Annotated in this window: 11 protein-coding genes; 5 read left to right on the top strand and 6 right to left on the bottom strand. The window is 47.7% G+C overall.

Features of this window, described 5'->3' with window-relative positions; all coding sequences use genetic code 11:
• Positions 1 to 335: 335 nt before the first annotated feature.
• Positions 336 to 641: a DUF496 family protein gene (locus BGL48_RS01195; RefSeq protein ID WP_025744875.1), complete on the bottom strand. Its 306-nt coding sequence runs from the start codon at positions 639 to 641 to the stop codon at positions 336 to 338.
• 276 nt (positions 642 to 917) lie between these two features.
• On the bottom strand, positions 918 to 1,847 hold the full coding sequence (locus BGL48_RS01200) for a chemotaxis protein CheV (RefSeq protein ID WP_069360940.1): 930 nt from the start codon (positions 1,845 to 1,847) through the stop codon (positions 918 to 920).
• Positions 1,848 to 2,276: 429 nt separating this feature from the next.
• Between BGL48_RS01200 and BGL48_RS01205 the strand changes: the two genes are divergently transcribed.
• The 3 genes from BGL48_RS01205 (at position 2,277) to BGL48_RS01215 (ending at position 5,471) form a co-directional block, all read left to right on the top strand.
• Positions 2,277 to 3,221, top strand: coding sequence for a chemotaxis protein CheV (locus tag BGL48_RS01205; RefSeq protein ID WP_069360941.1), 945 nt, complete (start codon positions 2,277 to 2,279; stop codon positions 3,219 to 3,221).
• A gap of 71 nt (positions 3,222 to 3,292) precedes the next feature.
• Positions 3,293 to 3,784: a SixA phosphatase family protein gene (locus tag BGL48_RS01210; RefSeq protein ID WP_069360942.1), complete on the top strand. Its 492-nt coding sequence runs from the start codon at positions 3,293 to 3,295 to the stop codon at positions 3,782 to 3,784.
• Between the two features lie 328 nt (positions 3,785 to 4,112).
• Positions 4,113 to 5,471: a hypothetical protein gene (locus tag BGL48_RS01215; RefSeq protein ID WP_069360943.1), complete on the top strand. Its 1,359-nt coding sequence runs from the start codon at positions 4,113 to 4,115 to the stop codon at positions 5,469 to 5,471.
• On the opposite strand, the gene BGL48_RS01220 is transcribed toward BGL48_RS01215, so the two are convergent.
• From BGL48_RS01220 to BGL48_RS01230, 3 genes are all read right to left on the bottom strand, one after another.
• Positions 5,468 to 7,387 (bottom strand): putative bifunctional diguanylate cyclase/phosphodiesterase, encoded by a 1,920-nt coding sequence (locus BGL48_RS01220; RefSeq protein ID WP_069360944.1) that lies wholly within the window; start codon positions 7,385 to 7,387, stop codon positions 5,468 to 5,470. The two genes, BGL48_RS01215 and BGL48_RS01220, sit on opposite strands and share 4 nt — an antisense overlap.
• A gap of 104 nt (positions 7,388 to 7,491) precedes the next feature.
• Complete coding sequence (locus BGL48_RS01225) at positions 7,492 to 8,007, bottom strand: hypothetical protein (RefSeq protein WP_069360945.1); 516 nt, start codon at positions 8,005 to 8,007, stop codon at positions 7,492 to 7,494.
• Between the two features lie 348 nt (positions 8,008 to 8,355).
• Positions 8,356 to 8,733 (bottom strand): glutaredoxin family protein, encoded by a 378-nt coding sequence (locus tag BGL48_RS01230; protein ID WP_069360946.1) that lies wholly within the window; start codon positions 8,731 to 8,733, stop codon positions 8,356 to 8,358.
• Between the two features lie 208 nt (positions 8,734 to 8,941).
• Here BGL48_RS01230 and BGL48_RS01235 point away from each other — a divergent pair, with 208 nt between their 5' ends.
• Positions 8,942 to 9,784 (top strand): 2OG-Fe(II) oxygenase family protein, encoded by an 843-nt coding sequence (locus tag BGL48_RS01235; protein ID WP_069360947.1) that lies wholly within the window; start codon positions 8,942 to 8,944, stop codon positions 9,782 to 9,784.
• A gap of 82 nt (positions 9,785 to 9,866) precedes the next feature.
• Here the strand turns inward: BGL48_RS01235 and BGL48_RS01240 are convergent, their stop codons facing one another.
• Positions 9,867 to 10,874, bottom strand: a complete 1,008-nt coding sequence (locus tag BGL48_RS01240; RefSeq protein WP_069360948.1) for an ABC transporter substrate-binding protein — start codon at positions 10,872 to 10,874, stop codon at positions 9,867 to 9,869.
• A 130-nt stretch (positions 10,875 to 11,004) separates the two neighbouring features.
• On the opposite strand from BGL48_RS01240, the gene BGL48_RS01245 reads away from it, so the two are divergent.
• Entirely contained in the window at positions 11,005 to 11,757 is a 753-nt protein-coding gene (locus tag BGL48_RS01245; protein WP_069360949.1) for a PilZ domain-containing protein, read from the top strand.
• Positions 11,758 to 11,775 lie beyond the last annotated feature (18 nt).

The raw sequence follows: 11,775 nt of genomic DNA on the forward strand, positions 1-11,775 counted from the left end.
ATGAGGCTGCGTCCCTGCAGTACTTCTTCGTCACTACCTTAACTCCAAAATCAAATGATAATGGATATCATTATAATTATTGATCTTTACTAACGATGTCAATACATTGATAACCGAATTGCCATATTTCACCTAAATTGGTGAAAAATAACGTATAAAAGGCGTAGTAAATGTAAGGGATTAATAAAGATTTTTCTGATAGATATCATCGTTCAGAGGTACGGTGGCGCATCAATGAGGTCAGGCGTTTTCGTGTGGGGAAGCGAGGGAAGCTAGGAGGCTTATCAAAAAGGTCTACTGACTCGTAGACCTTTTGTTTTTTTGTGCTCGCGGAATTACTTACCGCTCTTACTTTGCTTGGTTAACTCTTTGATAGTGCGGCTGATTTCACGGCGCTGCTTAGAGATCTCCGCATTTTTGATGATGTGGTCATCAACGCGATCTTCATAATCGCCTTTCATGTTTTTGATGATCTCAACGATTTCTTCATACGACATCTCAGGCTGGATGTAGTCGAGCAAGTTTTCTAACAACACCACCCGCTTTTGGTTGTCGCGGATTTTCTTGTCGTTGTCCTGGATTTCGCGCTTCAATTTGTTCTTTTGTCGTGAGTGCTTAACAATCTCGTATACGCTGGTCATAGTAGTCGCCTTCTATTTTTTGAAGTATGAAAAAATTAAACCACAAGCGCTGCGGCAAACCCAGTCTTTTTGCGCTTGAAGTGGGGAGTTTTTAAACACTTGAATAAAACAGGCGGGTGAAGAAAAGACATGGTGAGGCCTGTTTATCAACAACCCCATTCAGCTGGCTAAACCGTCACCCTACCTTCTTCGCTAATTGATGGTGGCAACGATAACAGGTGAGCACTGACAGTGTCATGACACATATCAAGGCTCACCGATAATGCGGTCATACCCTTAGTAATCGGTTGGACTGCCTTCGAGCTTGACCGATGAGCCGGATGTTTTCATCATTGCGCCGCGCAACATGGCCTGTACCAGCTCAGTGGCATCGAATTTCGTTAGTGCTTCGTGCGCCCCGACTTGTTTCGCACGATCAACACTGATATCACTCGATAATGAGGTATGGAGGATAAGATACGCCTCGGCGAGTTTATCATCGCTGCGGATTTCAAACGCTAACTCATAGCCATCAATCCCAGGCATTTCGATATCGCTGACAATGATATCAAATGGCTTGCCTGCAGAGGCGGCATTTTTCATCATTTGCAGCGCTTCTAGGCCATTGTTGGTGACAAAGTAAGGAATATTGATACTGTCGAGTGCCTCTGAAAGCTGTCGCCTAGCGGTCAGTGAATCATCGACCAAGAGGATATTCATCGGTTTAAGCTTTTCACGATCCACGTCAGCTAGGATGGGGTGTAATTTATCAGGCGCAGAGGGGAAAATGTGTTCCATGATGTACTCCACATCGAGAAGCTGCACCAGCTTATCGTCGATGTGCATCACCCCGGTTAAAAAAGCACGTGTTCCCAAGGTTTCAGGGGGCTCGGAAATAGAGCGCCAGTCGCACTCGCTGATTTTATCGATACCACGTACCAAAAAGCCCATCACCCGACGCTGACAGTCGGTCACGATAATGTAGCAAGACTCCCATTCTGACTTAGCAACGGGTTTGTAGCCAATCGCTTTTGCCATATCAATGACAGGGGTGGCGATGCCACGGAAGCTAGTGGTTCCGATCACCGTTGGGTGAGATCCCGGCAAATCCGTGAGCGGCTGAAAGGGGATGATTTCTCGTACCTTTAGCGTCCCGATCGCGAAAGATTGGGTGGCGGTGAGGCGGAACATCAACATGCCTTGTGCTTGATTCGCTTTGCTCTTCATAGCATCACTCTGCGTGTTATCGTCATTCTTTTGAGTATGGTAACAGTGTTGTCTTTGATCACCTATTCTTACCCCCAAGGATAGGGCTAACGGGCGAAAAGATAAAACTTTTGCCTGCTATTGTCTCACATTTGAAACTTATTGATAGTCTCATTTAAACGTGGTGTATACCACGCTTTTAAGCCATGCCTTTTGCTAAGATAGCGAAAGATATAGACTCGGTGAGCCAGTCATTTAGGCGTCACCTTACGCAAAGAGGTTGCCTGTGGCTGTATCTTACCTAAAATAAGAATGACACACGCTTTTTGTCACGGGACGTGAAGTCACAGTGCAACGCGACACAAAAGCCCCCAACATTGAGGCACGTTAGCAAGGGTTTACGTGTCCGGATAAATGCGAATGAGCAGTAACACGACGGTTGAGTGAACTATGACCAATATTTTAGATTCGGTAGATTCGCGGACACGATTGGTGGGTGAAAACCGCCTCGAACTTTTAATGTTTTACCTTGGCTCTACCCAACCTTTTGCCATCAACGTGTTTAAAGTACGTGAAGTCATTAAAGTGCCAAAGCTCAGCCAAATGCCGGGATCGCATCCTAATATTCGTGGCGTTGCCATGATTCGTGGCAAATCTATTCCGGTGATTGACCTACGCCAGTCCATCGGCATGGGCTCGATAGGCATGTCGGATGAATGTAACGTTATCGTGACTGAATATAACCGCACTATCCAAGCATTCCTCGTTGGGCAGGTGATCAATATCAAAAACATGGGCTGGGATGAGATCATGGAGCCGCCCTCCAGTTCAGGGCGCAATAATTACTTAACGGCCATTACTCGCCAAGACTTTGACGGGCAAACGCGTTTAGTGGAAATTGTCGATGTGGAAAAAGTACTGGCTGAGATCGTTGCGTATGAAGTTGGCGTTTCTGAAGATGTCCTCGACCCCCACTTGACCCCTTATATGGCGGGACAGCGAGTCCTGGTTGTTGATGACTCATCGACGGCGCGGGCGCAGGTTAGTGAAACCTTGTCGCAGTTTGGTGTCGAGTGCATCATTAAAAAAAATGGTGCGGAAGCACTGCATTTGCTGAAGAGTTGGTGCGATGAAGGTAAAAACGTGAGTGACGAAATTTTGCTGATGATCACTGACGCGGAAATGCCGGAAATGGACGGTTATAAACTGACCCACGAAGTGCGCTCTGATAGCCGGATGAGTGATTTATACATTGCATTGAACACCTCATTAAGCGGGAGCTTCAATGAGGCAATGGTTGAGAAAGTGGGCTGTAATCAGTTTATCTCTAAATTCCAGCCCGACCTGTTGGTTAATGTGGTGCAGGAGCGTTTACGCCAAGTTGTGGCGAGTTAAACCGCCTAGGTACCCGTGTGAACAAAAAGCGAGCCGTGGCTCGCTTTTTTTATTGAACAAGGAGGGAGACGATGAAAACGGTATTTCTCATGCGCCATGCAAAATCCAGTTGGGATGATCCTAGCCTTGATGATCACGCGCGTCCGCTCAACCCGAGAGGATTTCGGCAAGCGCCACAAATGGCGGAGCGCTTGAACGCGTGGCTGCATCAGCCGCAAACGATTGTGACCAGCACCGCGCAACGGGCAAAAGATACTGCCGTGCTGGTGGCACAAACGCTTGCCGACAAGCCGCCCATTGTTTTAGAGGAAAAGCTATACAGTGAGCATGCATCGGCAATCATTCATACCATCCAAGCACTTGAGTTAGAACACGATGTGGCGATGATTATTGGCCATAACCCCGCACTAAACGATTACCTATATGGCGTGGGGATGACTAAGGATAACTTACCGACGTCAGGGGTGGCTGTGGTGCAGTATCCGGTCGAACATTGGACAGAGGTCGCGAATACGCATGCACAGCTTTGCTTTCTCGACTGGCCCAAGCGACTTCGCGGTTAGTTTAGGATCTGGGAGAGGATGACGTCATATGCATACTAGATATTGTGCGACCTAAACTATATTTAGCGCTGTGAGGGTAAAGTTATCTACTGTATCTGTGGATAACCCCGTTAATTTCTTTGTAAGCAATCGCGGCAATGCACGTGAGTCGTGGAAAGCAACCCCAACACGATCGATTGACTAAAAAACGAACAGTTTAATACTGTCTATATGGCGGTTTTTCACTCGTGTTGCGATAAATGTGCGATACTCGTAACACCTTGACCGCATGGGTATGATGGGGGATCCGCTTGGTAGCAACTTTATTGGCGTTCACAGGAGAGCAGTCGTGATCACGGTAGACAAACATGAGGGCTTATCAGTTAGGGTGGCTGTACTCAACGAGGAAGTCAGTGCCCAAGAGGTTGAGTTTTATCTCTTTGTCCCTGGTGAGCTTAAGTTTGGTAAGCATGTGCTGTCTGAAGATGAATTCTATTACCGTGTTCTCACCAATAGTCGGACGTATTTTACGTCTCGTTATCATCTGCCCTTGGTACATGCTCGCCTGGCCAGTCGTGACAAACTGCCAACCGAACAATATCGAGTCAGTTTGAGTCTCTATGCGTATCAGTATGCGCTATCGCTCGAAAAAGCGACGCATGATTTTTTTGAATCCGTTTCTGGGCTCGAGGATGAACAGGCGCTAGAGCAATTAGAAGACACGATAGAGATGGCGGTGGAGATTTTGCGACGACTCCGGCGCTACAAACCGCAAAACACCAAGCTACTCAAGTATTACCATAATATAGATAATTATTTATCTTGGTTAACGGAACAACGTTTTCTGTCGTTATTGGCCCATATGCCGCGTGGAAACGTCTACAAGGATGTACGCCAGCAATTGATTGAATTGTGCCAAGCCGAAGAGGCGCACCGTCTCGTCAACCGTTATAACTCGGATAAAGCGCGCCGCGATCCCACTCGTATGGTTAATAAGATGCGCCTTGCGCGCCGTTTGATTGAGTTTCCCGTGACGATTCGCCAAGTGCCGCAGGCGCTAGGCAAAAACCTAAACAAACTGGCTAAAGCCACTGCGACGGCGTTTGTGATGCTATTTGTCACTACCGTTATTGTGCGTGCACGCCAATACTTAGGCGAGATTACGTTATCGTTCGTGTTGGCGATGGCGGGTGTGTATGCGTTGCGGGAGATCTTTAAAGATGACCTACGTGATGCGTTGTGGCGCTGGATTCGTAAAGGACGTCCCAAGTGGCGAAAGCGCTTTATTGATCCTACATCCAATCGACAAATAGGTCGGCAGTTAGAGTGGCTAGATTATATTGATTATGCTGCTCTGCCAGATGAAGTGAAAAAACTGCGGCGTGGTAAGCTTCGTCAACGAGAAGAAGCGGTGGTGAGGCTGAAAGTGAAGACACAGCTCGAGACGACCCGTTTTTTGTCGGGCTATGACACCACCCGTGACGTGTGGAAGTTTGACTTCCGCTCTTTTTCTCGCCTCATGGATCGCGGTAGTCAGCGCTTATACCGGCTCAATGAAGGTCAGGTACTCAAAGACTCGGTAGAGAAGCGGCATCAATTTAACCTGGTTAGTTGTCAGCGGATAAAGGGGCAGCCGACGGTATATCAGCGTTGGAAAATTACGGTTAACCGTTCAAAAGTGGTCGACATTGAAGAAGTGTTTGATTAATCATTAATCAACTCCCTGTCTTGATGATTTAAGTGGTCGATGCAGAACGCATAAAAGTCTAGCGCCGATAGCGGTTTGGCGAAGAAGTAGCCTTGAAATTCATCGACGCCCATCTGTTTTAGACTGGTGAGTTGCTCTTGTGTTTCGACGCCTTCGGCGACCACGCGAATACCGAGTTGGTGTGCCATATAACAAATGGTATCTACCAGCACATGCTGGCGCGATGTATGGGCCATGCCGGTGACAAACGAGCGATCAATTTTGACTTTATCAAAATTCAGATGGCTGAGTACGGACATGGATGACCAACCGGTGCCGAAATCATCCAGTGCGATCCGAATACCGACATCGCGCAGTTGATTCATCAACAGATTGAAGCGGCCCATATCTTCAATGGTCATCGTCTCTGTCACCTCAAAAATCAGTTGCTTACGTTGCTCGGGGTGGTCGGAAAAGACAGTGATGACATCGGCAATTAAGGACTCGTTGAAAAATGAATCGGAGAGATTGATGGCGATATCAATACGTTCATTGATGGTCTGCCATTCGGTGTTTAATGCCAAATAGACTTGGCGCAAAAGCCAAGCGCCTAGTGCCCGACCCAGGCCTGATTCTTCGGCGATATTGATGATGAGGGCTGGGTTTATGGGGCCAAATTCAGCATGGTCCCAACGAATCAAACACTCACAGCCAAGGCGTGTTGACGTCGCCGCCACCATGGGCTGGAACAATACATAGAGTGCATCTTGATAAGGGTCGTCGAGGTGCGCCTTGAGTTCATCGCGTAATTGACGACGTTGCTTGGCTTCTTGCTCATACTCCGCTTTGAAGATATCAACACTATCTTGTGTCACAGGCGCTTTCTTGGCCTTCATCAGGGCGAGATCGGCGTTGTTAAGTAGCTGGTTGGCAAACTGGCGGTGATTCCTGATGACATTATCATCCAAATCGAGGCTCTTAGCGACACCGATGGCTACCGCTAATCGATGGCCGGGATAGACACTGTCGATCGCGCTTCGCAGCGCGTTGCACAAAGGTTGAGTAAAAAAGCTCAGGTGGCGATTGTCGGTGTATGCGAGAACCGCAAATTCATTACTACTGATCCGTGCGCAAGGATAGCCGTAGGGCAAGCACATGCTTTTCAGCTCATTGGCTAACTGCGTCAGCGCGAGATCGCCTTGCTCATAGCCCATCAGATCGTTTATGTCTTTAAAACGGCGAACATCGATCAACAACAAGGTATGAATTTGTTTTTTATCAGCGGCTTTGTAGAGGTATTCCAGCAGATAGTTGCGATTGGGTAGACCGGTAAGACTGTCGTGCCATGCCATTTTCTGTTGCTTACTGCTATTACGGTAGAGGCGATAGGCAAACAGTATCAACAACACCATCAGTATAAAAATGGCCGCATACATGGTTTGTAACTGGTGCTGTAAAAACGCGCGCTGCTCGATAGCGGCAGGGCCGGTGAAGTTATTCACCATCAGGTTACGCACTTGCGGTAGAACAATATCCATCTCATGCAGAAGGGCTTCTAGCCGCTGATTGTCACCATTCAATACCGCTTGCTCATGTTGCTGAATTAAACGAAACGCGCGCTGCACCACAGGCTCAGCATCAAAGGTGCGGCGCATGGGCGCGGCCTCTTGGCTACTTAAAAACGTATCATAGCGACTCCATAAGATGTCATAAGAGAGGATAAGAGATTGTTTATCTGATGCGGTGGCGAGGTACAAGGCGAGCTCATTACGGAATTCTAAGGTTTCAAGCTCCATTTGTGCGAGAGCCCATGCGGACAATTGGGTATGAAGGGCTTGCCGTGCGTAGGCATTGTGAAACTGGTAAAGCGCCCCGGCCGCGAAGGCTAAAGTGGTAAATACAAAAATGATGAAACCAATAAGAGGGCGCTTGACCATGCCGTTACAATCCTTTACTACTGTGTGTTGCCTAGCAAATTTGTGGTTTGGTCTAGAGGCTCGTGGTGCAGGCAAAAACCGGGATTGAGCCCATCAGTCCGTTGTTATTCTTTTCCTAATACTTCGATACGGTTCACTTGCCAAACCATGCGGCTATGTAAAATCTCATTGTCGTATTGATTAAACTCGGATAATGGGTAGACAACCCAAATCGGCCCTTTGTCACGAATAGGCATCCATTCGCCGTTTTTCTTTATGGCGAAGACCGGGTTGTACTTATTGATCTCGTCAGTCGGTATCTTAGACCAATAGTCATTGAGGGCGTGAACTTTCAATGCATGACCTTGCTTGTCATGCGTCTTCAACAATTTTTGTGCCGACACGCCGAGAAAAACCTGTTTACCTTCCGTCCAAGGGGTTTTCGTTTCAATCGTACGATCAGCCAGCTGCATCAGCTCTTCACGGGTAAACGAGTGCTTAGCGACATCGCCATAAAGGGTCAGAATGGGTCTCGCTTTAACACCATGACTGACCAGCATCAGACACAACAGCGCGAACAAGGTGAGCAGGTTGGGATAACGGCTTTTGCTGATCGTGCGTCTGAGATCGTACGTTGTCATGTCACACTCCTTATTATCCTTATCTGTTTAAAGCTAGTTTGTGATTCAACCTAACTCAAGACAGAACGATGACCGCAATGATATACGCTCCAAGAGAAAATGGGAAAGCATGTCGCCTTTCTTGGTTTACGTGATGTTAATGGCTTTTAAATGAATGTGCTTTATGGAATCGATGGGAGTGGACAATAGTCACATGGATAACCGCTAGATTTAAAAAGAAAACTGCCCAGGCGTAGCGCTAGGGCAGTTTAGCAAGCCCGATAAAAGGCATCAGCCAGTCGGGCAACAAGGGGCAAGCGAAGGAGTCTTGTCACTAAGACCATAGACCCCGACTCAACCCGTGTCTAATTATTTTTCAATTATCGGCGCGACCTGCTTGTTTAAATAGGCAATAATATCGTCTGACTCGTACATCCAGTGCGCCTCTCCGCTTGCCTTTTGAATACGCAAACAGGGGACTTTGACTCGTCCACCCCCTTGCTCAAGCTCTTGCCGCGCGTCTACATCACGCTTCGCATCTTTGGTGTTCAGCGGTAAGCCGAGTTTGCGGCTGGCCTGGCGCACTTTTACACAAAACGGACAGGCTGCAAATTGATACAAGGTAACTTGCTGCGCCAAAGTGTCGATAGCCTGTTTTTGTGTCGCGCTCAGCTGAGGTGCCTTGGGTTGAGTCAACGACTCAATCACCAGAATAATCTTGCCTAGGATCCAACGAATAACGCCCATATAACCTCCATGCGTTTACAACGGCATAGAGTGTAACACGTGATATCTGTTTGCCTATCTCGAGGCTGCATGATTTAACCTCAACCGTGCTTGTAGAAAAACAAAGCGTTTCTCTATGAGAACAGTTTTGCGTTGTGTGCGCTGATCGGCCTGTTAAACTATTGTTTCACTTACCTCATGATAAAAAGCAAACGATTACGAGAGCATTATGACACTGCAAGCCATTGACTTTAATGCGCCTGATGCCGAGCAGGCCTTTGTTAAATCCCTACGTGAAACAGGGTTTGGTGTATTAAAAAATCACCCGTTACAGCAACAATGGGTCGCTGATATCTATCAGCAATGGGAAGGTTTCTTTAATACCGAAGACAAGCATCTGTTCACCTATAAACCCGATACGCAAGACGGCTTTTTTCCCGCCAAAGTCGCAGAAACCGCGAAAGGTCACACTAAGCGCGATTTAAAAGAATTCTTCCACTACTACCCTTGGGGGCAGTGTCCTGACGCACTGAGAAGTGATCTACAGTCTTATTACGAGCATGCTACGCATTTAGCGGAAACCTTGCTGTCATGGGTTGAACGTCAGTCACCGTCTGAAGTGAGTCAGCACTACTCACAGCCATTGTCCAGTATGATTAATGGCAGCCAACAGACCCTATTGCGTGTTTTACATTATCCACCGTTAAAGGGTGATGAAGAGCTTGGGGCGATTCGAGCGGCTGCTCATGAAGACATTAATTTGCTGACAATATTACCGGCTGCCAATGAGCCTGGCTTGCAAGTGAAAGCAAAAGACGGGAGCTGGTTAGATGTGCCTTGTGATTTTGGTAACTTGATTGTCAATATCGGTGATATGCTTCAAGAAGCATCCGGCGGATACTTCCCTTCTACCACCCACCGTGTCGTGAACCCGGAAGGCGCGGATAAAACCAAAGCGCGTATTTCGTTGCCGCTATTTTTGCACCCTAAGCCAGATGTGGTGCTGTCTGATCGCCATACGGCCAACAGTTACTTGATGGAACGCCTCCGTGAGCTTGGCGTGATCGAGTGACACGCTTTTTAGGCTTGCCGAGGCCAATTGGAGCCTCGGCAAGTCATGTCTACTTATATTCCTCTTAGTGTATATTCTACCGTTATCGTAGTGCGTCTTCGACACGTTGCGCGGTTTGTGCATCGACCCACTGATGCCAAACGGCAGGGTAGCGCCGAAGAAACTCGTCTGCGGCTATTTCACCGTCCGCTTGATAGGTATCCATCCAAGCCAGCATGTCACTCATTACTTGATTATCGTATTCGCGGCGGTTGATATACTCGAATGCTGCTGGTGCTTGCTCAGCAAATGATGCTGTGGTTAGCGAGTGCACGGGAGAGGTGGGAAAGGCGGTGACCTGGGGCGATTGACAGTCCGCTTGAGTGATACATTGTTTGTAGTGCGCTAAATTGACATCGGCACCCAAATCGACTTCAACCATTTCATATTTTCCCATCACAGGCGTCGGCGCCCAATAATAACCAAACCAAGGATTTTTTCGCTCATTGGCACGTGCGATGGTGCCGGCTAAGCCTGCTGCAGAGCCAGGGTCGACAATTTCAAAGCCGGCTTTGTCCAACTCAAGGGCGTTAAAAATGTGTTGGGCTGAGATTTGACATGTCCACCCCGCCGGGCAGCCCATGAATGCGGCTTTATCAGGATCTTCTGGATGAGGGAACAGCTCTGGATGCGCTTTGATGCCTTCAATCGTCGCTAACTCGGGGTGTTGATCGACCATGTATTTGGGGACCCAAAAGCCCTCGTTGCCACCTTGTGAGAATACATCGCCTGCGTACCGTAATCGTCCTGCTTGCACGCCTTTGTCCAACATCGCTTTGTGCGAGTTTGTCCAAAACTCTGGCGCTATATCTGGCTCGCCTTTTTCCGTCATTGAGACGCCGGTAGGCATGGTATCGCCTGGGACAAGAGAGACATCACATCCATATCCATACGCTAAGATAAATTGATCAACATGTGCTATTAATGTGGCTGAGTTCCAATTCATATCCGCGATAGAAACCTTGCCACATGCCGCTTGATCGCTGGCTTGGGCGAAGGGGGAGCAGACCAGCATTGTGCTGAACAGTAGCCGTTTTAGCGTCCCTTTCATGATGTGTCCTTGATAGATGCGTGCGTTATGAACCGAAAAGTAACATGGGTGAATAGTGCGATCTATACTCAGGGCAACCGATCTTGATGAAAATACTGAAATTCATATTAACGGAATAACGAACGTCATTATGCCCAGAAAAGAACAACTCAATGCGATAGAAAAAAAACAAGAAGTCATCGCTTTAGCTGTCACTCAAGCGATACTGAAGTTGGGGGTGGCAACCTTGGTGCGTGTTCATATTCAGACACCGACTAAAGCTCTATTTCGATTTAATGGCTTGTTGATTGGTAGTGATGGGCAACGTTTTTGTTATCTGCAACTGCCTAAATTGTCGGCCCAACAGAAAAAGCAGTATTTTGGGGTCGGTTATAGTTTACGTCTTCATGGTGTTTCTGCCGATGGATCACTGATTCGATTTGGTGGAAAAGTACAAGGCTTGATGGAGGCCCACCACACCCTTTTATGTGTCGAGCTTATTCGTGAGGGGGCCAGTGAGACGCCTTTACGCCAAGATAAGCGTTTCAATGTCGACTTGTCTGCGCTGTTAACCATCGATGGAAAACCTGATATCTCGGTGACAATACATGACTTCTCTGTCGGCGGCTGCTTGTTTTCTTATCGCGCTGTTGGTTTGCAACTCGATGAGGCGCAAACGGCATCGTTGAGTTTGACCGACACCACTGCAAGTCAAGATATGGGTATCAGTGGCGTTATAATGAACTGCCGTTTGATGGGCGGTCGCTATCATTGTGGGTTTCAATTTGATGAACGCTCTAAGTCACGAAGCGCGTGGTTGGTCACCAATTTAGACTACGATGGTGGGCAATATCGTCTGTCGATGCCTCACAATGATGGCGAGCTGACGTCCAGTCTTTCCTAGCGCCTATCTGCGACTGAG

Source organism: Salinivibrio sp. SS3 (assembly GCF_001722105.1).
Taxonomy (GTDB): domain Bacteria; phylum Pseudomonadota; class Gammaproteobacteria; order Enterobacterales; family Vibrionaceae; genus Salinivibrio; species Salinivibrio kushneri.